General features: G+C 65.8%; 23 protein-coding genes, 1 tRNA gene and 1 riboswitch. Of the genes, 8 read left to right on the top strand and 16 right to left on the bottom strand.

All coding sequences use genetic code 11. The features are described 5' to 3' along the window. The 4 genes from V7Q53_RS09990 to V7Q53_RS09975 all read right to left on the bottom strand — a co-directional run. The coding region (locus V7Q53_RS09990) for a FecCD family ABC transporter permease (protein ID WP_333828393.1) at positions 1 to 731 on the bottom strand (731 nt) is incomplete at its 3' end. Then, positions 731 to 1,477: an ABC transporter substrate-binding protein gene (locus V7Q53_RS09985; RefSeq protein WP_333828392.1), complete on the bottom strand. Its 747-nt coding sequence runs from the start codon at positions 1,475 to 1,477 to the stop codon at positions 731 to 733. The genes V7Q53_RS09990 and V7Q53_RS09985, both read right to left, overlap by 1 nt. Before the next feature lie 67 nt (positions 1,478 to 1,544). After that, positions 1,545 to 3,485, bottom strand: coding sequence for a TonB-dependent receptor plug domain-containing protein (locus tag V7Q53_RS09980; RefSeq protein WP_333828391.1), 1,941 nt, complete (start codon positions 3,483 to 3,485; stop codon positions 1,545 to 1,547). A 130-nt stretch (positions 3,486 to 3,615) separates the two neighbouring features. Beyond that, a riboswitch (cobalamin riboswitch) is annotated at positions 3,616 to 3,816 on the bottom strand. A 75-nt stretch (positions 3,817 to 3,891) separates the two neighbouring features. Then, positions 3,892 to 3,967 (bottom strand) — tRNA-Val (locus V7Q53_RS09975). Positions 3,968 to 4,064: 97 nt separating this feature from the next. Between V7Q53_RS09975 and V7Q53_RS09970 the strand changes: the two genes are divergently transcribed. Beyond that, positions 4,065 to 4,388: a hypothetical protein gene (locus V7Q53_RS09970; protein ID WP_333828390.1), complete on the top strand. Its 324-nt coding sequence runs from the start codon at positions 4,065 to 4,067 to the stop codon at positions 4,386 to 4,388. A 91-nt stretch (positions 4,389 to 4,479) separates the two neighbouring features. Then, the gene (locus V7Q53_RS09965; RefSeq protein ID WP_333828389.1) at positions 4,480 to 4,656 is read left to right on the top strand and encodes a CTP synthetase; all 177 of its coding nucleotides are present in this window, start codon (positions 4,480 to 4,482) and stop codon (positions 4,654 to 4,656) included. Between the two features lie 40 nt (positions 4,657 to 4,696). Here V7Q53_RS09965 and V7Q53_RS09960 read toward each other — a convergent pair. Together V7Q53_RS09960 and V7Q53_RS09955 are read right to left on the bottom strand one after the other, a co-directional pair. Beyond that, a protein-coding gene (locus V7Q53_RS09960; protein ID WP_333828388.1) for an IS3 family transposase occupies positions 4,697 to 5,784 on the bottom strand; the annotation gives its coding sequence in 2 pieces (ribosomal slippage) (positions 4,697 to 5,523 and positions 5,523 to 5,784; 1,089 coding nt in all). Between the two features lie 94 nt (positions 5,785 to 5,878). After that, positions 5,879 to 6,646, bottom strand: a complete 768-nt coding sequence (locus V7Q53_RS09955; protein ID WP_333828387.1) for an alpha/beta fold hydrolase — start codon at positions 6,644 to 6,646, stop codon at positions 5,879 to 5,881. Positions 6,647 to 6,843: 197 nt separating this feature from the next. On the opposite strand from V7Q53_RS09955, the gene V7Q53_RS09950 reads away from it, so the two are divergent. After that, complete coding sequence (locus tag V7Q53_RS09950) at positions 6,844 to 7,215, top strand: hypothetical protein (RefSeq protein ID WP_333828386.1); 372 nt, start codon at positions 6,844 to 6,846, stop codon at positions 7,213 to 7,215. Positions 7,216 to 7,370: 155 nt separating this feature from the next. On the opposite strand, the gene glyA is transcribed toward V7Q53_RS09950, so the two are convergent. After that, entirely contained in the window at positions 7,371 to 8,660 is a 1,290-nt protein-coding gene (gene glyA / locus V7Q53_RS09945; protein ID WP_333828385.1) for a serine hydroxymethyltransferase, read from the bottom strand. Positions 8,661 to 8,850: 190 nt separating this feature from the next. Here glyA and V7Q53_RS09940 point away from each other — a divergent pair, with 190 nt between their 5' ends. Beyond that, entirely contained in the window at positions 8,851 to 9,624 is a 774-nt protein-coding gene (locus tag V7Q53_RS09940) for an NAD kinase (protein ID WP_333828384.1), read from the top strand. A gap of 89 nt (positions 9,625 to 9,713) precedes the next feature. Here the strand turns inward: V7Q53_RS09940 and V7Q53_RS09935 are convergent, their stop codons facing one another. From V7Q53_RS09935 to mazG, 3 genes are read right to left on the bottom strand one after another with little or no spacing between them, the layout of a single operon-like run. Next, complete coding sequence (locus V7Q53_RS09935) at positions 9,714 to 10,448, bottom strand: HAD family hydrolase (protein ID WP_333828395.1); 735 nt, start codon at positions 10,446 to 10,448, stop codon at positions 9,714 to 9,716. A 23-nt stretch (positions 10,449 to 10,471) separates the two neighbouring features. Continuing rightward, a complete protein-coding gene (gene aguB / locus V7Q53_RS09930) occupies positions 10,472 to 11,338 on the bottom strand; it encodes an N-carbamoylputrescine amidase (RefSeq protein WP_333828383.1) in 867 nt (288 codons plus the stop codon). A gap of 18 nt (positions 11,339 to 11,356) precedes the next feature. After that, positions 11,357 to 12,187 (bottom strand): nucleoside triphosphate pyrophosphohydrolase, encoded by an 831-nt coding sequence (mazG, locus tag V7Q53_RS09925; protein ID WP_333828382.1) that lies wholly within the window; start codon positions 12,185 to 12,187, stop codon positions 11,357 to 11,359. A gap of 63 nt (positions 12,188 to 12,250) precedes the next feature. Between mazG and V7Q53_RS09920 the strand changes: the two genes are divergently transcribed. Then, entirely contained in the window at positions 12,251 to 13,405 is a 1,155-nt protein-coding gene (locus V7Q53_RS09920; RefSeq protein ID WP_333828381.1) for a M20 aminoacylase family protein, read from the top strand. Between the two features lie 190 nt (positions 13,406 to 13,595). Here the strand turns inward: V7Q53_RS09920 and gltA are convergent, their stop codons facing one another. Both gltA and gltX read right to left on the bottom strand, forming a co-directional pair. Beyond that, positions 13,596 to 14,891, bottom strand: a complete 1,296-nt coding sequence (gltA, locus tag V7Q53_RS09915; protein ID WP_333828380.1) for a citrate synthase — start codon at positions 14,889 to 14,891, stop codon at positions 13,596 to 13,598. 45 nt (positions 14,892 to 14,936) lie between these two features. Continuing rightward, positions 14,937 to 16,349 carry a glutamate--tRNA ligase gene (gene gltX / locus V7Q53_RS09910; RefSeq protein ID WP_333828379.1) on the bottom strand — a complete coding sequence of 471 codons (1,413 nt, stop codon included), beginning with the start codon at positions 16,347 to 16,349 and terminating at the stop codon, positions 14,937 to 14,939. A gap of 138 nt (positions 16,350 to 16,487) precedes the next feature. On the opposite strand from gltX, the gene V7Q53_RS09905 reads away from it, so the two are divergent. Further along, positions 16,488 to 18,539: a ComEC/Rec2 family competence protein gene (locus V7Q53_RS09905; protein WP_333828378.1), complete on the top strand. Its 2,052-nt coding sequence runs from the start codon at positions 16,488 to 16,490 to the stop codon at positions 18,537 to 18,539. A 359-nt stretch (positions 18,540 to 18,898) separates the two neighbouring features. Here the strand turns inward: V7Q53_RS09905 and lexA are convergent, their stop codons facing one another. The 4 genes from lexA to trpC all read right to left on the bottom strand — a co-directional run bounded on the left by lexA (position 18,899) and on the right by trpC (position 22,139). Next, positions 18,899 to 19,579, bottom strand: coding sequence for a transcriptional repressor LexA (gene lexA / locus V7Q53_RS09900; protein ID WP_333828377.1), 681 nt, complete (start codon positions 19,577 to 19,579; stop codon positions 18,899 to 18,901). 92 nt (positions 19,580 to 19,671) lie between these two features. After that, positions 19,672 to 20,844 (bottom strand): molybdopterin molybdotransferase MoeA, encoded by a 1,173-nt coding sequence (locus tag V7Q53_RS09895; protein WP_333828376.1) that lies wholly within the window; start codon positions 20,842 to 20,844, stop codon positions 19,672 to 19,674. Next, positions 20,841 to 21,326, bottom strand: coding sequence for a cyclic pyranopterin monophosphate synthase MoaC (gene moaC / locus V7Q53_RS09890; RefSeq protein WP_333828375.1), 486 nt, complete (start codon positions 21,324 to 21,326; stop codon positions 20,841 to 20,843). Before moaC ends, V7Q53_RS09895 begins: the two co-directional genes overlap by 4 nt. 3 nt (positions 21,327 to 21,329) lie before the next feature. Beyond that, a complete protein-coding gene (trpC, locus tag V7Q53_RS09885) occupies positions 21,330 to 22,139 on the bottom strand; it encodes an indole-3-glycerol phosphate synthase TrpC (protein WP_333828374.1) in 810 nt (269 codons plus the stop codon). Positions 22,140 to 22,239: 100 nt separating this feature from the next. On the opposite strand from trpC, the gene V7Q53_RS09880 reads away from it, so the two are divergent. Further along, complete coding sequence (locus V7Q53_RS09880; RefSeq protein ID WP_333828373.1) at positions 22,240 to 23,004, top strand: glycerophosphodiester phosphodiesterase; 765 nt, start codon at positions 22,240 to 22,242, stop codon at positions 23,002 to 23,004. 2 nt (positions 23,005 to 23,006) lie between these two features. Next, positions 23,007 to 24,086, top strand: coding sequence for a CaiB/BaiF CoA transferase family protein (locus V7Q53_RS09875; RefSeq protein ID WP_333828372.1), 1,080 nt, complete (start codon positions 23,007 to 23,009; stop codon positions 24,084 to 24,086). Positions 24,087 to 24,098 lie beyond the last annotated feature (12 nt).

Here is a 24,098-nt window from a genome sequence, read left to right as displayed (position 1 = left end):
CCCACCACACAGGCCACGCCCGCCACCAGCGTCAGCCGCAGCCGCCTGAGCGAGATGCCCATCGTGGCGGCGGCATCCTCCCCCAAGGTCAGCGCGTCCAGCTCCCGGCCCAAGCTGGCGAGCAGCGCCCAGCCCAGCGCCATCAGGGGCAGCGCCAGCCAGACATGCAGCATCGAGCGGTCAGCGAGCGAGCCCATCATCCAGAAGATGATTTCCGACGCCGCAAAGGGGTTCGGCGACAGGTTCAGCACCAGCGAAGTGAGCGCGCCCGCCATGGCCGACACCGCGATCCCCGCCAGAATGAGCGTGATCGAGCTGCCACCCGGCCCGGCCAGCAGCAGGATCAGCCCCACCGCCACCGCCGCCCCGGCCAGCGCCGCCAGCGGCAGGCCCAGCGCGAAGGTGGTGGCCAGCCCGGTATGCAGCGCCAGCACCGCGCCCAAAGCGGCAGAGCCTGAGACGCCGATCAACCCCGGCTCGGCCAGCGGGTTGCGCAGATAACCCTGCATCGCCGCCCCCGCCAGGCCCAGCGAGGCGCCGATCATCACCGCCAGCAGGGCGCGCGGCAGCCGGATTTCGCGCATCACCAGCGTCTCGGCCAGTCCCTCACCCCGGATCAGCGCGGCCAGCGCGCGCGCAGGCGTCAGCCCGGCGGGGCCGACCAACAGCGAGACCGCGAAAAGCGCCAGCACCAGTGCGGCAAGCAGGGCCAGAAGCAGGGGGAAGCGCATCAGTTGCCCCCCTCGTGCAGCGCGGTCAGCCGGGCGATGGCCGACAGAACGGCGGGTGTGCCACAGACCCATTCGGCATCCGTCACCGCCCCGCCCGCATGACGCCCACGCAGCGCCGCCATGGCCGGATGGTCAAGCACATCCTCGGCGCGGGTCTGGCCGGGGTAGCGCTGGCCGGAAATGACCAGATCGGGCATCAGCATGATCAACTGCTCCATCGGCAGGGTGCCGCCACCAGAAAGCCCGGCCTCTTCGGCGATATTGGCGAAACCGGCGAAGGTCAGGATCTGGTGTGCCAGCGTCTGACTGCCTGAGGTGTAGTTGTTCGCGTAATGCAGCACCGCCCGGGGGCGCGCGGCATGATCTGGCGCCAGCGCCGCCAGGCCCCGGCGGTATTCTCCGGCCAGTGCCTCTGCACCCAGCGGGTTGCCCAGCCATTCGCCCATCAGGGCCAGCGTGGCGGGGATATCGGACAGCCGCTCGGCAACCGGCAGCTCGCGCACTTCCACCCCCAGCCTGCGCAGCAACCCGACCGTGTAGCGCGAGGTATAGGGGCCCGCCAGCACCAGATCGGGGGCCAGCGCATGCACTTCTTCTGCCTGCCCGTAATTGAGCCGGTAGCGTGCCGCCTCGTCCGCCATGACCGAGACCAGCGGATCGGCGGCAATATGGCTGACCGAGATCAACTGCCCGGGTGCGGCCAGCAGCATCGCCATCTGATCGGTGCACAGATTGATCGAGACCACCCTTTCAGGTGGCCCCGCCTGCGCCGCCGCGCCCCCCGCAACAAGGGACGCGACGAGCGCCAGCGCCCTAGAAGCGCGCCGCAACGCCAATGTAGTAAGACCGGTTCGGCGTGCCATAGCCAAAGACCTGCTGATACTGCCGGTTAAACACGTTATCCACCCGCAGCATCACATCGGCATAATCGGTCACCGCATAGCGCAGGCTGGTGTTGAGCACCGTGTAGCTGGGCATTTCGCGCGACACGCCCGCGCTCCAGTCCTGCTGGTTCGCGCGCCCGGCCACATGGCGGGCTGTCAGCGTGCCCGAAAGGCGATCGGTCAGTGCGGCATCCAGCGACAGGTTGAGCACATGGCGCGGGATCAGGGTGAGTTGGGCACCGGCGGGGGTGCGGGTCTGGGTGAAGGTGTAGTTCCCGCTCAGTGTCAGCCGGTCGTTCAGCGCGGCGCTGGCGGCCAGTTCCACCCCCTGCCGCCGGGTCACGCCCGGGATATTCTGATAGGCGTTGGAATAGCCGGGCGGCAGGGCAAAGCCGCAGGCGTCGGCCCAGTCGCCGCACCACTCGATCGCGTTATCAGTCTCGATGCGGAACACGGTTGCGCCCAGCGTCACACCGCCCTGGCGCCAGTCGGCGCCCAGTTCGGCGCTGCGGCTGGTTTCCGGTTGCAGGCCGGGGTTGGGCGCGACCAGGGTAAAGCCGTAATTCGCCCCGAAGCGCTGGTTGATCGAGGGCGCGGTAAAGCCCCGCGCCACAGCGCCGCGCAGGGTGAGCGCCTCGCTTGCCTGCCATGCCGCGCTGATCCGGCCACTGGTGAAGGTGCCATAATCCGAGCTGCGGTCAACCCGCGCGGTGGCCGAAAGATCCAGCCCGCTGAACGGCGACCACAAAGCCTGACCAAAGGCGCCGCTGGTGCGCATGCGCTCGCGTCCCGCGAGGCTGGCCTCAAACTCGCCACGATCCTGGGTGGTGTCAGCGCCCCAGACCAGCGTCAGCCCGTCATGGATTGCGGCCGAACCCTGATAGGCAAGGCCCGTCCGGTCGCCTTCATACCAGCCCGCAGGCAGCCCGCCCTCAACGAAGTGGCGCGTGATGTTGTAATGGCTCAGCGACAGCTCATGACGCACCGTGCCGGTGTCATATTCGGCAAAGACGCGCCCGCCCCAGTCCCGCCGCCGGATTTCATTGTCGGCGAAAGCATCGCCCGAGCCGTCATAATCGGCGTCGGTGCGTTGCGCGAAGGCTGAAAAGCCAAAGGCCAGTGCCTCGCTTGCCTGATAGCGGAAGCTGGACGACAGGCGTGTCATCTCGAACCCGTCCCGCTCCAGCCCCGTTGGTGCGGGCAGCAGCCCTTCCCATGCCGAGAAACCTTCGCTGCGCCGGTGCGCAAGGGTCAGCGCTGCTTCCATGCGGTGATCGCGGAAGGCCAGCGTATAGCGCCCGCCATAGGTGCTGTTCGACCCGCCCTCGACCGCCGCTTCCTGGCTGAAGCCGTCGCGCTGCGGGCGCCGGGTGGTGATGCTGATCACACCCCCCACCGCCGAGCTGCCGTAGAGCGCCGACTGCGTGCCGCGCAGCACTTCCACCCGCTCGACATCATCAATGGCGAAGGCGCCGAAATCGGTCTCGGTGGTAATGCCGGTGGGGTCATCCACGCGCACACCATCGACGTAAACCGCCACATAGCGCGGCCCCGCCCCGCGGATGGTCAGTTGCGCCGTGGTGCCAAAGCCGCCCGATTGGGTGACGCTGATACCCGGCAGCCGGTTGAGGGCCTCGGAAAGGCGGGTTTCGCCGCCCGCTTCCAGTTCCTCGCGCGAGACCACGGTGACGGACGCGCCCGAGCGCTGGATGTCGGTGGGAACGCGGTTGGCGGTTACCGTGATTTCATCAAGCTCGAAAACCTGTTGTGCCAGTGCCGGGAACGAGACGGCGAGGGCCAGCGCGCTGGTCATCCCTGTCAGGCTCGCGCGCCATGCTGTCGTGGAAATACTGCGTGGAATGTCGGACATCACGTCTGCCATCCTTCTTTTCGGCGCATCCGCGCCCGTTGATCAAAAGGTCTGGGAGAAGTGCCTCCGCAGACGGTGAGTTGCGTCACCTCTACGGAAAGACCGTTAACCGCGACGCCGCCCGCGCCGGGATAGGGTGAACACTTCGGCAGGTCTCCTGACTTGCGGGTCATCGCCTTGCCGGGCCTTCCCATGGCTTGCGCCACAGTGGCATGTTCCGACAGTGCTCGCCGCTTACAGTTGCGGGGGCAGTCACGGAGTTGGCCCACCGGCCGCACCGCGTTCCCTATTAGCAGGCCCGTAAGCCTGCACCGAAGTACCTGTCTGATACGCGATGCTCAGGCACGAGGCAAGCAGATCTGTGCCCCGTATGGGTGTGCTTTCGTGCCGGGGAAGGGGTGGGGAATGGTGGGTGATGACGGGCTCGAACCGCCGACATTTTCGGTGTAAACGAAACGCTCTACCAACTGAGCTAATCACCCTCGCGCGCCTCTTAGCAAATGGCTTGGTGCCGGGGCAAGGGGGAGTTGTCCGGTTTCGGTTAATCTTCTCTTAATACCTGTGCGGCAGGCTGGGGGGATGAAACCCGCTCTGCTTTGCCTGACCACGCTTATCTTTACCGTGCTGGCAGGCTGCGGGGCCTCGCCCGGGCGGCTTTATCTGGGGCAGTCGCCGGTTGCCGTGCAGATCGAGGGGCGGGAATACCGGGTCTGGTCGCGCCGCTCTGGCGCGGGCGGGCAGGTGCAGGTGGTGCGCATGGGCTATGTGCCGCGCTCGGGCCACGGGGGGATACAGGCCGCTATGGTTGCGGCGGCAGAACAGGCGACGGGTTGCGCCGTGGTTCCGGCCAGTGTGGAGGGCGATACGGGCGTGATCAATGCCCGCATCCGCTGCGCCCAATGAAAGGCAATTTTCGTACCGGCTTGCGCCATATCAAGGACGCGGCACCAGGGGGGCGCCTAGCGTGGCGGTGTTGTCCATTCCGAGGTGAAAAATGCTTCGTCTGATCCTGTTTCTGTTCATCGGCTCCACGCTGGCCGGTATCGGCGTGGTCGCCGCGCTGACCATGGGCTTCTATGAAACGCGCCCGATCCTGATTGCCGCCGGTGTGGGCGCGGTGCTGGGCGTGGTGATCAGCTGGCTGGTGGCAAGCCGGTTGCAGGAGGCCTGAGGGTAATCCCCCCATTCTTAGCGGGGTGCATCCGTAGAATTCACGCGGCCATTTTCAGTTTCTGGGCGGGTGTGATGCCGCCGATACCCATGTTCGGGCGGTCGTTGTTGTAAGTCCATAGCCATTGCGTGGCGAAGTCCTGAGCCTCCTCGATGGTTTCGATGATGTATTGATCGAGCCATTCATGCCGGACGGTGCGGTTGTAGCGCTCGATGTAGGCGTTCTGCTGCGGCTGTCCGGGTTGGATGTGCTGGATCGTGATGCCGCGTTTCTCGGCCCAGATCAGCAGCTTGCCACTGATGTATTCCGGGTCGTTGTCGACCCGAATGGTGCCTGGCTTGCCGCGCCATTCGATGATCCTGTCGAGGCTCCTGATGACCCGCTCCGCTGGCAGCGAAAAGTCGACCTCGATGCCCAATCCCTCACGGTTGAAGTCATCCAGCACGTTGAGCAGCCGGAACTGGCGGCCATCCCCCAGCCGGTCGGCCATGAAGTCCATGGACCAGGTCATGTTCGGCGCGTCCGGCACAGCCAGCACGTCGGGTTTGTCCCGCTTCAGCCGCTTGCGCGGCTTGATCCGCAGATTCAGTTCTAAAGCGCAATAGATGCGATAGACGCGTTTGCGGTTCCACGGATGCCCCTTCACGTTGCGCAGGTGCAGGAAACACAGGCCGAAACCCCAGGTCTTGCGGGCATCGGTCAGACCGACCAGCAGATCGGCAATCTCTTCGTTCTCGTCCTTCAGCTTCGGGCTGTAGCGATAGCAGGTCTCGCTGACCCCAAAGGCCCGGCAAGCCAGCGCAATGCTGACCTGGTAGCGTGCCACCGCCTTCTCGGCCATCTCGCGGCGTTGAGATGGCCGCGTCACTTTTTTCCCAGAGCCTCCTTCAGCAGATCGGCCTGCATGCTCAGGTCCGCATACATCCGCTTCAGCCGCCGGTTCTCCTCTTCAATGGCCTTCATCTGGCTGATCAGCGACGCATCCATGCCGCCATACTTCGCCCGCCATTTGTAAAACGACGCGTTGCTCATGCCATGCTCGCGGCACAGCTCGGCCACCAGCACACCCCCTTCGGCTTGCCGCAGGATCGCAAGGATCTGCGCTTCAGTGTATCTGCTTGTCTTCATTCAGAATCTCCTCGTTCATCTTGGCGAGAAAATTCTACTTATGCAGCCCCTTACTTTCGGGGGGGATTACCTGAGCGCCCCTGCGCGCGCGGCCTCAGTCCAGAAATACGCGCAATGTCTGCTCAAATTCGCGGGGCTTTTCGGCGTGCAGCCAATGCCCCGCGCCGGGAAGCTTGGCCATGCGCGCATTGGGGAACAGCGCCCGGATGCCGGGCCGGTGCCCGGCAAGGACATAGTCTGAGCTGCCGCCGCTCAGAAACAGCGTCGGGCCGGAAAAGGGCACATAGCCTGCGTCATCGGGCCAGCCGGTAATGCGCGCCATCTCACGCTCCAGCACGTCCAGATTCAGCCGCCAGGCGGGCGGGTTGGCCTTGAGGTCAAGCGACTGCAACAGGAACGCGCGGACCCCTGGATCGGCGACAAGCGGGGTGAAGCGCGCATTGGCCTCGGTGCGAGAGGTCAGGCCTTCCAGCGGCAGGGCACGCATCGCCGCGATGTAATGCGACTGGCTGTGGTCATAGGCAACCGGGGCGATATCCGCCACCACCAGCCGGTTCACCAGTTCGGGCCGGGTCAACGCCAGAACCATCGCCGCCTTGCCGCCCATCGAATGGCCGACAACATCCATCGCTTGCCCGTCAGCCGTGATCACCTCGGCCAGATCCTGCGCCATATCGGCGTAGCTGTGGCTGTCGGCAAAGGGGCTGCTGCCGTGGTTGCGCATATCGACCGTCAGAACCGCGCGCGAATCGGATATCCGCTTGGCAATCGCCCCCCAGTTGCGCGCCGAGCCGAACAGGCCATGCACGATCAGAAGCGGGGGCAGGGCGGTGCCGACCCCGTGGCGGACCCGGTGCAGCATGGCGGTTCCTTTCCATTCCGGCGCTGGTGCCCGTAGCGATAAGCCGGGCGGAGCGGCAGTTCAAGGTCCTGGTGCAAGCTTCCGGGGCACGGTTCTGGTGCAAGGCACTGATACAACCCCGGGCGCGAAGGCGATTGCGAATCCCCGCGACGGCGCGCTACCCTTGCCGCTTGCTGCCCCTCATCATGCGGTATCCCATGTCTGTGCACGACATCTCCGGCCTTGCCCGGCGTTCAGCCGCCCTGATGCGCCAGCGTCTGGGCGCGCGCGGCGATACCCTTGAGCAGACCTTGCGGCAGCGGGGCAGACGCCTGCCCCGCAAGATCCGCCGCGCCGCCGAGGAACTGGCCATGGCCGAAAAGATGGCGGACCATCCGCGCCTGCGGTTGCGGCTGGACAATGCGCGGCTTGATCATCTGGGGCGGCTGGTGGTGAACCATCTGGCCCCGCTTGGTGCCGCTGACCGCCGCTGGCGCCTGTTCCTCAGCATCGCGGCGTCGATGTCTTTCGCGTTTCTGGTGACGGTTGCCGGGGTGATCGCGGTGCTGCGCTGGCGTGGCTATCTTTGAGCGGGTGCCCCTTGCTGACCGACAGACCAGCGGCACCGGGTAAAGGCTGAGCACGAAAATCGCGGGCGCATGCCTGTGCGGTTCCAGGTGCGTGTCCCGCGTCCCCAAGCTGGCGCTCAAGGACACGGGGTGCTGTCTGGCTGCGGGTATCAGGCTCAGAGGCCCGGATAGAGCGGGAAGCGCGCGCAAAGACCGGCAACCTTCGCCTTCACGCTGGCCTCCACCTCGGCGTTGCCATCCTCGCCATTGGCGGCAAGCCCGTCGACCACCTCGACGATCCAGTCGCCGATCTGGCGGAACTCGGCCTCGCCAAAGCCGCGCGTGGTGCCTGCGGGCGTGCCAAGGCGCACACCGGAGGTGACCATGGGCTTTTCAGGGTCAAACGGAATGCCGTTCTTGTTGCAGGTGATATTGGCGCGCCCCAGGGCCTTTTCCGTGGCATTGCCCTTCACACCCTTGGGCCGCAGATCAACCAGCATGACATGCGTGTCGGTGCCGCCGGTGACGATATCAAGGCCACCCTTCTGCAACTGATCGGCCAGCGCCCGGGCATTCCTGACCACCTGCGCCGAATATTCCTTGAACTCGGGCCGCAGTGCCTCGCCAAAGGCGACGGCCTTGGCGGCGATCACATGCATCAGCGGGCCGCCCTGAATGCCGGGGAAGATGGCCGAGTTGATCTTTTTCGCCAGCGCCTCGTCATTGGTCAGGATCATGCCGCCGCGCGGGCCGCGCAGGGTCTTATGCGTGGTGGTGGTGGCGACATGGGCATGCGGGAAGGGCGAGGGATGCACGCCGCCCGCCACCAGACCGGCGAAATGCGCCATATCGACCAGAAGATACGCGCCCACGCTGTCGGCAATCTCGCGGAAGCGGGCGAAATCAATCTCACGCGGGATGGCAGATCCGCCTGCGATGATCATCTTCGGCTTGTGCTCAGCCGCCAGTTCCGCGACCTGATCATAATCAATGCGCTGATCCTGTTGGCGCACGCCATATTGCACCGCGTTGAACCACTTGCCGGACTGGTTGGGCGCCGCGCCATGCGTCAGATGCCCGCCGGAGGCCAGATTCATGCCCAGAATGGTGTCGCCCGGCTGCAGAAGGGCCTGATAAACCCCCTGATTGGCCTGAGAGCCGGAATTGGGCTGCACATTGGCAAAGCTGCAGCCGAACAGCTGGCAGGCGCGCTCGATCGCCAGATTTTCGGCGATATCGACATATTCGCAGCCACCGTAGTAGCGCTTCCCCGGGTAGCCTTCGGCGTATTTGTTCGTCATCACCGAACCCTGCGCCTCCATCACGGCGCGGCTGACGATGTTCTCGGACGCGATCAGTTCGATCTCGTCGCGCTGGCGGCCGAGTTCCTTCTGGATCGCCCCGAACAGCGCGGCATCGCGGCTGGCCAGCGTTTCGGTGAAAAAGCCCTTGTCGGTGGTGGTCATCCGGATCTCCCGCGCCGAGAATTGTCTGGCCGCTGTTTAGCGCAAGCCTGCGCGCGCGGAAAGCAAGGAAAACGACGCTTTTCGCACCTTTGGCGGTTTGTGCCTTTCCGATTGCATGCATGGTGCGCATTTGCGAAACCTGACCGCAGGCGCCAGCCTGATGCGGGCGGTGTCAGGAAGGGCGCAGACCATGACAGCAAAACGCAAGAAGGCGATCGCCTTTCTGGCCAGTTCCGCGCCGATGGCGATCAGCGCGCGCGAGGCCCTTTCCGAGCGCTATGGCGATGTGCCGCTGCATGATGCCGACGTGATCGTGGCGCTGGGCGGCGACGGATTCATGCTGGAAACGCTCAATGCCAGCCAGTCGCTGGACACGCCGGTTTACGGGATGAACCGGGGCACGGTGGGCTTTCTGATGAATGCCTATAGCGCGGACCGGCTGGACGAACGGCTGGAGGTTGCGGGGGAAGAAGTGCTGAACCCGCTGAGGATGCGCGCGACCACCGTGGCGGGCGAGGTGCATGAGCTGCTGGCGATCAACGAGGTCTCACTGCTGCGCGCCGGGCCGCAGACCGCGCGGCTGCGGATCACGGTGGATGGGCGGGTGCGGATGGAAGAGCTGGTTTGCGACGGGGCGCTGCTGGCCACGCCTGCCGGCTCCACTGCCTATAACTATTCCGCGCATGGCCCGATTCTGCCGATCGGCGCCGATGTTCTGGCCCTGACCGCCATGGCCGCCTTTCGCCCGCGTCGCTGGCGCGGCGCGCTTTTGCCGAAATCGGCGCGGGTGCGGTTTGATGTGCTGGACCCGGCCAAGCGCCCGGTCATGGCCGATGCCGATGCCCAGCCGGTGCGCGATGTCGCCTCGGTCGAGATACGCTCAGACCCCGAAATCCGCCACCGGCTGTTGTTCGATCCGGGGCACGGGCTGGAAGAACGGCTGATCCGCGAGCAGTTTTTCTAGAGCGTATCGCGTGAACGCGACACACTCTAACCTGTTGTTTTCGCATATCCGAGAAGCGCAAAACGGTTCCTGCTTTTGCGCGATATGCTCTAGGCGCTTTCGTCAGCCGCGGGCCGCAGCCGGTATTGCGCAAGGCGCGTGTAGGCGGGCAGTGCTTCCTCGGCCAGCGCCTGATAGCGCGGCTCAAGCACCGGCAACGGCCCCTCGGCGCTATCAAACCCGGTTGAGCGATGCACGGCGCCATACCAATGCGGTGCCCAGACGCCATCGAAGGGCTTTGGCCCGGCGGGCCAGGACAGCATCGCGGCGGTGAAGGGAATGCCCAGCGCGCGACACAGGCTTTGCAGCATCGGCCCCGGGCGGGCGCGGATATCGGTGCTGTCGATCACCAGCGGCGCGGTGCCATCGCGCTGCGCCAGTGCATCAAACAACGCGGCCTGCTGCAGGAAACCGAGATCCGCCAGCGACGGCCCCTCGCGCTTTTTCGCATAGGACGCCACCACCCGCGCCGGATGCCGGATCAGGAAAACATGGGTGCAGGCGGCCATCCAGCCCCGCGGTATGGCGTCGATCATGTGCTGGTTCATGTGCTTCTGGTAGAAAAGGGGCTTGCCGCCCCCCTCCGGCCCGTCTCCGGCAAGCGTTTCGGCAACCTGCTCCGGATCAGACGGCTGCGCTGCCAGCACCGCCGCGCGCATCGGATGATCAAGCCCGGTGCGCGCCAGATAGGCGGCATAAAAGGGCTCATCCACCACCGCGCAATCGTCGCGCGCGGCAAAGGCATACATCATCGCCGTCGAAAGATTGCGCGGGCCGGACCACATGGCAATGCGCTGCGTCATCGAAGTCATCCCTGACCGTGACCGCAGAGCGCGGCATAGGTTTCCGGGCGGCGGTCGCGCCAGGTGCCCCAACCGGCGCGGAAATCGCGCAGCGCGTCCAGATCGACGCGCGCGGTGATATGGGTTTCGCTGCTGCGGTCGGCCTGCGCCAGCGTCGCCCCGGTCGCATCCGCGATGAAGGAGCTGCCGTAAAAACTGATCGGCGTTTTCCCCTCGTTCTCAGTGCCCACCCGGTTCGATGCCACCACCGGCACCATATTCGCCGCCGCATGCCCCTGCATCACCCGTTGCCAATGGCCGGCGCTGTCATAACCCGGGTCGGCAGGTTCCGAGCCGATGGCGGTGGGGTAAAGCAGCACCTCCGCCCCGTTCAGCACCAGCGCGCGGGCGCATTCCGGAAACCACTGATCCCAGCAGATGCCGCAGCCGATGGTGGCAAACCGTGTGCGGAAGGTGACATAGCCGGTATCGCCGGGGGTGAAATAGAACTTCTCCTCATAGCCCGGATTTTGCGGAATATGGGTTTTGCGATAGAGGCCCAGCACCGTCCCGTCGGCATCAATCATCGCCACCGAATTGAACAGTGCCATGCCCGCGCGCTCATAGAACGAGACCGGCAGCACCACGCCCAGTTCACGCGCAATGTTGGAAAAGTGCTGGACAACCCGGGCTTCCGGGGTGGTTTCGGCCAGAGAAAAGTGGCGGGAGTGCTGTTCTGCGCAGAAATACGGCGTCTGAAAAAGCTCCTGCAGCACGATGATCTGCGCGCCGTCCCGGGCTGCGCTGCGCACCAGCGCCTCGGCTTTGGCAAGATTGTCGTCGATATCCCACGAACAGGCGAATTGCGTCGCGGCGAGGGTGACATTGCGCATGGTCCGTCCTTTCCTGCTTCAGCTTTTGTCCGGAGCGGTGCGTTTCTCGGCGGCCTTCGCCGCATCCCACAGCGCATCCATCTCTTCCAGCGTGCTCTCAGAAGGGCTGCGGCCCTGCGCCAGAAGCGCTGCCTCGACCGAGCGGAAGCGGCGGGTGAATTTGTCGTTGGCGGCGCGCAGCGCGGTTTCCGGGTCAATCTTCAGATGCCGCCCCAGATTGGCCATGACAAACAGCAGATCGCCGTATTCCTCGGCAATCTCACCCGGAGACAGGCTTTCGCGCGCCTCGGCCAGCTCCCGCGCTTCCTCCGCGATCTTGTCCACCACCTGACCGATCTCCGGCCAGTCAAAGCCCACCCGCGCGGCGCGGTTCTGCAGCTTGAGGGCGCGCATCAGCGCAGGCAGAGCCAGCGGCACATCATCCAGCACACCGGTTTGCGCCCGTGCAGCCCGCTCGCGCGCCTTCATCACCTCCCAGGCCTGCGTCTGGGCATCGGCGCTGTTGATCTGCGTGTCACCAAAGACATGCGGATGACGGGTGATCATCTTGTCGGAAATGGCGCGCACCACATCATCCAGCGTGAAATGCCCGGCCTCGCTGGCCATCTGGGCATGATAGACCGCCTGAAACAGCAGATCGCCCAGCTCACCCCTCAGCCCGTCCCAGTCGCGCCGGGCAATCGCATCGGCCACCTCATAGGCTTCTTCGATCGTATAGGGCGCGATCGTGTCGAAATCCTGCTCGATATCCCAGGGGCAGCCCCCCTCGGGCGCGCGCAGGCGGCGCATGATCTCAGCCAGCCGGGGCAAACCGCCCTGAGGGTCGTTGATCAGCGTTTCGTCGGCCATTGCGCCTGCCCCGTTTTCGGTGAAGATGCCCCGGTATCGCCCAAGCCTCAACCGGAGTCCACTATGCCCGTCCTCAACCGCATCGCCGAATTCGCCCCCGATCTGGCCGAGTGGCGGCGCCATCTGCACAGGCATCCCGAAACCCGGTTCGACTGCCATCAGACGGCGGCTTTCATCACCGAGCGGCTGCTCGATTTCGGCGTGGATGCGTTGCATACGGGTATTGCCGAAAGCGGGATCGTGGCGATTATCGAAGGGCAGGGCGCGGGACCGACGATAGGCCTGCGCGCCGATATCGACGCGCTGCCGGTCACCGAGGAAACCGGGCTGCCCCATGCCTCGGTCGTCGCGGGCAAGATGCATGCCTGCGGTCATGACGGGCATACCACGATGCTGCTGGGCGCCGCGCGCTATCTGGCGGAAACCCGCAATTTCGCGGGCCGCGTGGCACTGATCTTCCAGCCGGCCGAAGAATGGGGTGGCGGCGCGGGTGTCATGGTGGAGGAAGGTGTGATGGAGCGCTTCGATATCGCGCAGATCTACGCCTTGCACAACGCTCCCGGCCTGCCCGCCGGCCGGTTTGAAACCCGCCCGGGGCCGCTGATGGCGGCTGTTGACACGCTGACGGTCACCGTCACCGGGCGCGGCGGTCACGGCGCGCATCCAGAGGATACCGCTGACCCTGTCGCGGCGATCGTTGCCATGGTGGGCGCGCTGCAAACCATCGTCAGCCGCAACCGCAAGGGGACGGATGCGCTGGTGCTGTCGGTCACGCAGATCCATACCGGCAGCGCCGACAATATCATTCCCGAAACCGGCTGGTTCTGCGCGACGGTCCGCACCTATGACAAAGCGGTTCAGGCCATGGTCGAGGAACGCTGCAGCGCAATCGTGAACGGGATTGCGCAGGCGATGGGCGTGCGGGCCGAGATCAACTTTGAACGCGGCTACCCGGCGACTATCAACCACGAGGCCGAAACCGCCTTCGCCCTTTCCGTCGCGCAAGAGGTCAGCGGCGATGCGGGCGAGTGCGCGCCGGTGATGGGCGCGGAAGATTTCGCCTTCATGCTGGAGCGCCGCCCCGGGGCGTATCTGTTCCTTGGGCAGGGTGAAAGCGCCGGTCTGCATCACCCGCGCTACGATTTCAACGACGCTATCGCCCCGGTGGGCGCGAGCTTCTTCGCCCGCCTTGTCGAACAGGCATTGCCACGCGGCTGACAGGTCTGCTTCTCAGTGGCGCTGTGCCCAGCGTCATGCGGTGCGGCTGACCGCGGGGTTTGGCCGCAACGCGGCCGAACCCTGTGGGCTTTGCCGGGGGGCGGCGCCCCTTGGCAAAGCCCACGCCCCAGGAACACAAAACGCCGCCCTTCAGGGCGGCGTTTCTCTTGCTGCGAAGCGGATCAGCGCCTCAGCGCGTTTCGACTTCGTTGTAATCACGGCGCGGTGCGCCGGTGTAAAGCTGGCGCGGGCGGCCGATCTTCTGCTGCGGATCGGCGATCATCTCTTTCCACTGCGAAATCCAGCCCACCGTGCGCGACAGCGCAAAGATCGGCGTGAACATCGAGGTCGGGAAACCCATCGCTTCAAGGATGATGCCCGAATAGAAGTCCACATTCGGATAGAGCTTCTTCTCGACGAAATACGCATCTTCAAGCGCAATCCGCTCCAGTTCCTTGGCCACGGCGAGGGTCTCGTTATTCTCAATCCCCAGAAGCCCCAGAACCTCGTCGGCCGACTCCTTCATGACTTTCGCGCGCGGGTCGAAATTCTTGTAAACCCGGTGCCCGAAGCCCATCAGCCGGAACGGATCATCCTTGTCCTTGGCGCGCTTGATGAATTCGGGGATGCGGTCAACCGTGCCGATTTCGCGCAGCATTTCCAGGCAGGCCTGGTTTGCGCCGCCATGCGCCGGGCCCCAGAGGCAGGCAATACCGGCGGCGATGCAGGCAAAGGGGTTGGCCCCCGAGGAGCCCGCCAGCCGCACGGTCGAGGTGGAGGCGTTCTGCTCATGGTCGGCATGCAGCATCATGATCCGGTCCATCGCCTTGGCGAGGATCGGATCGACGACATATTCCTCGGCCGGAACCGCAAAACACATGTGCAGGAAATTGCCCGCATAATCGAGCGAGTTCTTCGGATAGACGAAGGGCTGGCCGATTGAATATTTGTAGGCCATGGCGGCGATCGTCGGCAGCTTGGCGATCATCCGGATCGCGGCAACCTCACGCTGCCAGGTGTCGTTGATATCGACCGAGTCATGGTAGAAGGCCGACATCGCTCCGACGACACCCACCATGGTGGCCATCGGGTGGCTGTCGCGGCGGAAACCCCGGAAGAAATAGTGCATCTGTTCATGCACCATCGTATGCCGGGTGACCCGGGTTTCAAAGTCGATCATCTGCTGCGCGCTGGGCAGTTCGCCGTAGAGAAGCAGGTAGCAGACCTCAAGATGGTGCGACTTTTCGGCCAGCTGTTCGATCGGATAGCCGCGATACAGAAGCTCGCCCTTGTCGCCGTCGATATAGGTGATCGTCGAAGAGCAGGAGGCGGTCGAGGTGAAGCCGGGATCGAACGTGAAGACATCGCCCTGCGCATAAAGCTTGCGGATGTCGATGACATCGGGGCCGAGCGTCGGTGAAAGCATCGGCAGTTCCAGCGTCTTCCCGTCAATCGCCAGTGTTGCAGTTTTCGTTGTGTCAGCCATCGCTTCCCTCGCTATGTTGTCTGCAGACCCAGGCTCGGCGCCCACTCAGCAGGTGTCACTGCCGCAGGCATCGGCCAGGCGCGCCAAGGTCTCTTCTCGTCCCAGAATCAGCATCATGTCGAATACACTTGGCGAAACCATGCGCCCGGCCAATGCCGCCCGCAAGGGCTGAGCGAGCTTGCCAAGGCCAAGTCCGTGCCCTGTGGCGCACGCGCTCACGATCGCTTCGAGTCTCTCACGCGACCAGCTAGCATTTTGCAGCTGCGGCGTCAATTCGCCCAGTATACCACGGGATACATCGCTGAGCGCGGCCGCCGCTTTCTCGTCCGGCACCAAAGGCCGCGTAGTGAGAATAAAGTACGCCTTTTCAAGGATCTGACCAAAGCTTTTCGCCTTGTCCCTGACCAGCGGCATGGCTTTCAATAGCCCCTCACGCTGGGTTTCTGACAGCGGTTCAGCCCCGGTTGCGGCAAGGTAAAGTTCCAGTTCCTGCAGCGTTGCGGCATCATCCATTCCGGAAAAATGCTGCGCTGTCAGGTGGTCCAGTTTCTTCAGGTCCAGCCGGGCCGGGGCGCGGTTGATCCCGGACAGATCGAACCATTCCAGCGCCTTTGCATCGCTGAAAAACTCGTCATTCCCATGGCTCCAGCCCAGCCGCGCCAGATAGTTCCGCAGCGCGGCGGCCGGGTAGCCCATGCGCTGATAATCCTCCACCCCAAGCGCGCCGTGGCGCTTGGACAGTTTCTTGCCATCTTCACCGTGAATCAGCGGGATATGGGCGAAGACCGGCACGCGCCAGCCCATCGCCTGATACACCTGCACCTGACGCGCCGCGTTGTTGAGGTGGTCATCGCCACGAATGATATGTGTCACGCCCATGTCATGGTCATCCACCACTACGGCCAGCATATAGGTGGGCGTACCATCGGAACGTAAACAAACCATGTCGTCAAGCTGGTCGTTTCGGAACACCACCCGGCCCTGAACCGCATCCTCGATCACCGTCTCGCCCTCGTGCGGGGCCTTCAGCCGGATCACATGGGGCGCATCAGGGTGCTGCGTGGGGTCCGCATCGCGCCAGGGGCTCTGAAACAGGGTCGAGCGCCCCTCGGTGCGCGCCGCTTCGCGGAAGGCCTCAATCTCCTCCTGCGTTGCGAAGCATTTATAGGCATGGCCGCGCGCCAGCATCTCATGGGCGACCTCGGCATGGCGGGGGGCGCGTTCGAACTGGCTGACCGCCTCGCCGTCCCAGTCCAGCCCCAGCCATGTGAGGCCCTTGAGAATTGCCTCGGTCGCCTCGGGTGTTGAGCGCGCGCGGTCAGTATCCTCGATCCGCAGCAGGAACTTGCCACCCCGGCTGCGGGCATACAGCCAGTTGAACAGCGCCGTCCGTGCCCCGCCGATGTGCAGAAAGCCGGTGGGCGAGGGGGCGAAACGGGTGACAACGGGATGGGACATGCGGCGTTAACCTTTCGGAAAGCATTCTGCAGATAGGCTTGCGGAAGCTCTAGGCAATGACGCAGGCGAGAACAAGTGCGCAGCCCGGCATCCTTTCCGGCCCTGATGCCACGGCAATGGCCATGGCACGGGGCCCTGATGCTGCCGCTGGCCGCGCTGGGAGCGGCGCGCGGGCATCTGTTTCCTTTTGTGCCGGTTCTTCTGGCGGTGGGGATCGGCCTGTATTTCGCTTTGCCGTCTGAGCCGCCCCTGCGCCTCTGGGCAGGGCTGGCGCTGCTTTGCGCGGGGCTCGCCGCGTTTGCGGTGACAGGGCCTGAGGCCCTGCGCATCCCGGCCCTTGCGCTGGCATTGGTCCTTGGCGGGGCGTTGCTTGCGGGCTGGCGCGCGCATTCCGTCGCCGCCCCTGTGCTGGGCTGGCGCTATTACGGGCCGGTGGAGGGGCGGATTGTGACGGTGGACCGCTCGGTTTCCGACGCGCTGCGCCTGACGCTGGACCAGGTGGTGCTGCACAACGTCGCCGTAGCGCGCGTTCCGCTGCGGGTGCGCGTGTCGATCCATGGTGAGGGGCCGGAAATGGCGCCCGTGCCGGGAACACGGGTGATCCTGACCGGGCATCTGGGCCCGCCCGGCGGCCCGGTGGAACCCGGCGGCTTTGATTTCCGCAGGCTGGCCTGGTTTGACCAATTGGGCGCTGTCGGCTACACCCGCAGCCCGGTTCTGGCGCTTGAGGCGCCTGCACCCGGTGCGGTGCTGGCAATTACCCGGCTGCGCATGCGGATGAGCGCGGGGATCCGCGCGGCCATGCCCGGTGAGCCGGGGGGCTTCGTTGCGGCCATTCTCACCGGCGACCGCTCCGGCGTCGGGCAGGCCACGACCGAGGCCCTGAGGCGCTCAAATCTCGCGCATCTGCTGGCCATTTCGGGGCTGCATATGGGGCTTCTGACCGGCGTGGTTTACGGCGCGCTGCGTGCGGTTCTGGCGCTGATCCCGGTTCTGGCCCTGCGCTGGCCAATCCGCAAATGGGCGGCGCTGGGGGCGCTTGCGGCGGCCATTTTCTACCTGCTGCTGTCCGGTGGCAATGTCGCCACTCAGCGCGCCTTTGTCATGGCGGCGGTCATGCTGGGGGCGGTTCTGTTTGACCGCCGGGCGCTGTCGCTGCGCTCGGTCGCGCTGGCGGCTATGGTGATCCTGATCTGGCGGCCGGAGGCCCTGCTGTCGCCCGGCTTCCAGATGTCCTTTGCCGCGACCGTTGCGCTGGTGGCGGTCTTCGGCTGGATGCGCCGGCACCGCGCATCGGCCGGGCAAAAGAAGCCGCGCGCGCCGCGCTGGCTGCGCGCGGTGGCGGGGGTGGCGCTGTGTTCGCTGGTGGCGGGCGTGGCCACGGCGCCGGTCGCAGCCGCGCATTTCCACCGGATCGCTGAATACGGGCTGGTGGCGAACCTGCTCAGCGTGCCGTTGATGGGCACATTGGTGATGCCGGCGGCGGTTCTGGCCGCCGTCCTCTGGCCGGTCGGGCTGGACTGGATCGGTCTGGCGCTGATGGAGGCGGGCACGCGCTGGATACTGATGGTCGCCCATGGCGTCGCGGGGCTGGAGGGGGCGGTGCGCAGCGTCACTGCACCTCCGGCAGTGACCCTGCCGGTTCTGGCGCTGGGTTGCCTCTGGCTGATCCTCTGGCCGGGCCGCGCGCGCTTTCTGGGGGTTTTCGTTGCGGTGGCGGGGATCGGAAGTTGGGGGCTGAGCGAGCGCCCGGCATTGCTGATCGCCGACTCCGGCGCGTTGGTCGGTGTTCTTGGCCCGCAGGGCAGGGCATTGACCCGGCCGCGCGGGGAGGGCTTTGTCGCCCGCAACTGGTTGGAGTCGGACGGCGACGCCGCCGATCAGGCGCAGGCCGCTGCCCGGCTTGATTCCATTGAGGGCGGGGCTGCGGGCTTTTCCTTTGCCGGTGCGCAATGGGTTCATCTTGTCGGGCGTCACGCGCCGGACCTGCTGAGCAGGTATTGCCGCCCCGGGGTGGTGATCGTGGTGGATTTCCGGCTGGATGGCCCTGTTCCGGGCGGCTGTCAGGTGATCGATACACGCGCGCTGGCGGTCACGGGCGCGCGCGCTGCCAGTTTTCACGGTACCGAGGTTCTCTGGCGCCACGCCCACCAGGCCGCAGGTGACAGGCCCTGGACCCGTCAGCGCTGACGCCTCCGCCCCACGCTGAATCAGGAATCCCTCAAGCGGCTGGCGCCGCCCCGCGCCCCTCAGGTGCAGGCGACAGGCCCTGAACCCGTCAGCGCTGACGCTTTCGCCCCGCGATCCCTCCGGAACCCGCAAAGCGGGCGGCGCAGTGCCCCGTCCCCCCGCTTGCGGGCGACAGGCCCCGGACCCGCCGACACCGACCCACCGCCCTCCTTCAGGAATCCGTGCTGGTGGCGAAGTCCCTCGCGCCCGCTCCTTCATCTTGCCGGAAATACGCTGCGGGGGTGAATGGCCGCAGGCCAGAGGGGGCTGCAAAAGCCCCCTTGCCCGGCCAGCCAGAGCATGCTTCGGCTGAAACGGGGTCAGTAGCTGCGGATCAGCCCGACAAGGCGGCCCTGCACCTGCACCTGATCATCGCGCAGAATGCGGGTTTCATAGGCCGGGTTTGCCGCTTCCAGCGCGATCATGCCGCGCATGCGGCGGAACCGTTTCAGCGTCGCTTCCTGCCCTTCGACCAGCGCAACAACGATATCGCCGTTGTCGGCGGTGGTCTGTTCGCGGATCACCACGATATCGCCATCGTTGATCCCGGCCTCGATCATCGAATCGCCGCGCACTTCCAGCGCGTAATGCTGGCCTTGCCCGGACAGCATCGCGCCGGGCACCGCCATCATATGCGAGACTTCCGAGATGGCCTCGATCGGGGTGCCTGCGGCAATGCGGCCCATGACCGGCAGCTCCATCGCGTGCACCACCCTGCCGCCAGCGGGCGCGGCACGGCCCTGCGCGCCACCCTCGATCACCCGGGGAACCACGCGCGGTTCGACATTCTCGGGCATGCGCAGCACTTCGATGGCGCGGGCGCGGTGGGCAAGGCGGCGGATGAAGCCACGCTCTTCCAGTGCCGTGATCAGCCGGTGGATGCCGGATTTGGAGCGCAGGTTCAGCGCGTCCTTCATTTCGTCAAAGGAGGGTGGAACACCATCGCGCTTCATGCAGGTGTCGATCAGTTCAAGCAATTCAAGCTGCTTTCGGGTCAGCATGCGCGCGTTTCTCCCGGCGGTTGAGGATCCGGCCCCCTGTGGCCGAAAGTTCACCTTAAGTTCTACGCATGTTCCGCGCGCAAGTCAACCGCCTATAGCGCAATGTAGCGCGCCGGATGGCCCTGCGGGCGCGCCGGGTCATCGGCGGGGCGGATCAGCAGCGCGTCTGCCTCGCTCAGCACCCCCAACAGCGCGCTGTCCTGATTGGCGAAGGGCCGGATCAGCCCGCCGGGTTCAAGCCGGGCGCGCATGTAATGCGCGCGCGGCCCGTTTGCCGCCACCTCTTCGGCCAGCGAGGCCGAGCGGGTGGGCGCGGGCCATGCGCCCAGCCCCAGCAGAGCACGCAGCGCGGGCAGCAGAAAGAGATGCGCGCAGACGATGGCCGAAACCGGGTTGCCGGGCAGCCCCAGCATCAGCCCCTCAAAGAGCCGCCCAGCCATCAGCGGTTTGCCGGGGCGCATCGCGATCTTGTAGAACGCCTGTTCGGCGCCCAGCCCCTGGCTGGTGGCGGCGACAAGATCATGATCGCCGACCGACGCCCCGCCGATGGTGACAATCACATCCGCCCCGCGCGCCATTTCCAGCACGGCGCCCAGCCGTGCCTCGTCATCGCGGGCGATGGGCAGCAGGCGGGTGGCGGCACCCTCGGCCTCCACCATCGCCTTGATCGCAAAGCTGTTGGAGGCCACAATCTGGTCAGGGCGCGGCTCCTCGCCGGGCATCACCAGCTCGTCGCCTGTGGCGATGATCGCCACCAGCGGGCGGCGCGTGACGCTGACCTCGCCGATGTTCATCGAGGCCAGAAGCCCCACATCGACCGGGCGCAGGCGGCGCGGGGCGCTCATCACATCGCCTGCGCGGAAATCCTGCCCGGCAGCGCGGATATGACTGTTCGCCTCAGGGCTTTCGCGCAGGGTGATACGGTCATCCGTGCGCGTGACATCTTCCTGAATCACCACCCGGTCGGCCCCTTCGGGCAGTGGCGCGCCGGTGAAGATGCGCAGCGCCTCGCCCGGTGCGATCCGGCCCGAAAAGGCGTGACCTGCCAGCGCCTCGCCCACCACGCGCAGGCTGTCGCCGGGGCTGGCAGGCCCGCTCAGCGCATAGCCATCCATGGCCGAGGCGGCAAACGGCGGCTGGTCGCGCAGGGCGCGGGCGGGCCCGGCCAGCACACGGCCTGCCGCCTGCGCCAGCGGCACCTTTTCAGTGCTCAGCGGCGCGCACAGCGCAAAGATCCGGGCCAGCGCCTCATCGACGGTGATCATGCGCTCTCCCCGCGGGTATAGGTGCCGGATTTGCCGCCTTCCTTGCGCATGACCTCGATGCCGCCGATGGTCATGGATTTCTCCACCGCCTTGAGCATGTCATAGACGGTCAGCGCGGCGACCGAGGCCGCTGTCAGCGCCTCCATCTCAACGCCGGTATGGCCGGTGGTGCGCACCTCGGCGGTGATCCGAACGCCGGGCAGGGCAGGGTCGGCCACCAGATCAACCGCGACATGGGTGATCGGCAAGGGATGGCACAGAGGAATGAGATCAGCGCATTTCTTGGCCGCCATGATCCCGGCCAGCCGCGCCACGCCCAGCACATCGCCCTTCTTGGCGGTGCCTTGCGTGACATGGGCCAGCGTTTCAGCCTTCATCACCACATGCGCGCAGGCGACGGCGGTGCGCGCCGTTACCGCCTTGGCGCCGACATCGACCATCTGCGCGCGGCCCTCGGCGTCAAAATGTGTCAGACCGGCCATGGTTCAGGCTCCGTCGGCGGTCAGCGGGTTGGCGAGCAGGGCGCGGGTGGCGGCGGTGACATCCGCCTGCCGCATGAGGCTTTCGCCGATCAGGAAGCTGCGCGCCCCGTACATCGCCATATCCGACAGGTCAGCGGGCGTGTTCAGCCCGCTTTCACAGACGATCATCCGGTCATCGGGCACAAGGCGTGCCAGCTGGCGGGTGGTGTCCAGCGTGACCTCAAAGGTGTTGAGGTTGCGGTTGTTGATGCCGATCATGGGTGATTTGAGCATCACCGCGCGCTCCAGTTCGGTCTGGTCATGCACCTCGATCAGCACATCCATACCCCAGCTGATCGCGGCCTCTTCCAGTTCAGTCGCCTGCGCATCCGAGACCGAGGCCATGATGATCAGAATGCAATCCGCCCCCAGCGCGCGCGACTGCGTCACCTGCCAGGGATCATAGAGGAAATCCTTGCGCAGGGCGGGCAGTGTCACAGCGGCGCGGGCCTCGGTCAGAAAGCTGTCGGCCCCCTGAAAACTGGGCGCGTCGGTCAGGACCGACAGGCAGGTTGCCCCCCCGGCGGCATAGGCCTGCGCCAGCGCGGGCGGGTCGAAATCTGCGCGGATCAGGCCTTTTGAGGGGCTGGCCTTCTTGATCTCGGCAATCAGCCCATAGGCGTTGCGCGTGGCCTGATGAAGTGCCTCCTGAAAGCCGCGCGTGGCCGAGGCCGCGCGGGCCAGCCCCTCCAGATCGGCAAGCGGGATCGCTGCTTTGGCGGCGGCAACTTCTTCCAGCTTGTAGGCCTTGATACGGTCGAGGATGGTTGACATGGGCAGCACTCCTTCGTGCACCTGAGTAACGCGGACGGGAACGGAAGTGAAGCGCCCCACGCGCCCCTCGACAGACCGGCAGAAAGTCGCATGATACGCCATGACCCATCGCTTTCCGTTTCTTGATCACCCGCGCCCGACCGCGATTGCCCATCGCGGCGGTTCGCTGGAGGGTGAGGAAAACACGCTGCCCGCCTTTGCCCATGCGGTTGCGCTGGGTTACACCCATGTCGAGCTGGATGTGCATGCTACGCGCGACGGGGTGGTGGTGGTGCACCATGACCCCACGCTTGAGCGCATGACCGGCGACCCGCGCGCCATCGCCGAACTGAGCTGGCGCGAGCTGAGCGGCATCCGCACCCATCGCGGTGCCGCGATTCCCCGGCTGGATGCGCTGCTTGAGGAACATCCGGCGCTGTTCATCAATATCGAGGCCAAATCGGACGCGGTGGTTGAGCCCCTGGCGGCACTGATCCGGCGCATGGGGGTGCTGGAGCGGATCGGCACGGGCTCTTTCCGGCCGGCGCGCATTACCGGGCTCCGGGCCTTGCTGGGCGAGCGGCTTTGCTGGTCGCCCGCGCATGGGGCGGTGCTGGGCCTGTGGCTGCGCGGCTGGGGGCTGCCGGTGCCACTGGCGGGGTTCCCGGTGGTGCAGGTGCCGGAGCATTACCGGGGCGCGCGCGTTGTCACCCGCCGCTTTGTGCGCGCCGCGCACCGCGCCGGGGTTCTGGTACAGGTCTGGACCGTGAATGAAGCCGATGCCATGGTGCGCCTGCTGGATATGGGCGTGGACGGGTTGATGACCGACCGCCCCGCGCTGCTGCGGCAGGTGCTGGAGGGACGGGGCGCGTGGAGAGGGAGCTGAGAGTGCTGGAAGGTTTGCGGATCATCGAGATCGAGGGGATCGGGCCGGGGCCCTTTGCCGCCATGTGGCTGGCCGATATGGGGGCTGATGTGATCTGCATTCAGCGCCCTGAGGGGCCGTCACTGCCGGGCATGGAAGGGCCGAACCTGCTGGACCGGGGCAAGCGCACCATCGCGCTGGATCTCAAATCAGACGATGATCTGGCGGTGGTCAAGGCGTTGATCGCCACCGCCGACGGGCTGATCGAGGGGATGCGCCCGGGCGTGATGGAGCGGCTGGGGCTGGGGCCGGATGCGTGCCACGCGCTGCGCCCCGCGCTGGTTTACGGGCGGATGACGGGCTGGGGGCAGAGCGGCCCGCGCGCGGCAGAGGCCGGGCATGACCTTAACTATATTGCCCTCTCAGGCGCGCTCTGGTATGCATCGCCGCCCGGTCAGCCACCGCAGACCCCGCCCACGCTGGTGGGCGATATCGGCGGCGGGGCGATGTATCTGGTGGCGGGGATGCTGGCGGGGCTGTTGCGCGCCGGGCGCACCGGGCAGGGCACGGTGGTGGATGCGGCCATCGTTGACGGCTCGGCGCATATGATGGCGCTGGTGGCCTCGATGCTGCCATCGGGCATGTTCCAGCTGGCACGCGGGCAAAGCCTGCTTGACGGGGCGCATTGGTCGCGCAGCTACCTGTGCGCCGATGGCGGCTGGATGTCGGTGCAATGCCTTGAGCCGAAGTTCTACACGGCCTTCCTGCGCCTGCTGGGCCTTGAGAAGGATGCCGATTTCGCGCGCCAGTATGACCGCGAATTGTGGCCCGCGCTGGCCGGGCGGCTGGAGGCCCTGTTCACCACCCGCCCGCGTGATCACTGGACGGCGCTCTTTGCCGGATCGGATGCTTGTGTGGCCCCGGTGCTGAGCCCGTTCGAGGCCGCGCGCGACCCGCATATGGCAGCGCGCGTAAGCTGGGCCACGGGCGATCTGTTGCAGCCCTCGCCCGCACCGCGCTTTGATGGCCGGGCGGCAAAGCCGGGTGATATCCCCGCGCGCGATCAGCATCGCGATGAAATTATGGCCCTGCTGAACAGGTAACCTGTTGTTTTC

This window comes from Pararhodobacter sp., from assembly GCF_036802785.1.
In the GTDB taxonomy this organism is placed as follows: Bacteria; Pseudomonadota; Alphaproteobacteria; order Rhodobacterales; family Rhodobacteraceae; genus Pararhodobacter.
The sequence above is the reverse complement of the archived record's forward strand: the minus strand, read 5'-3'. Positions and strand labels throughout refer to the sequence as shown.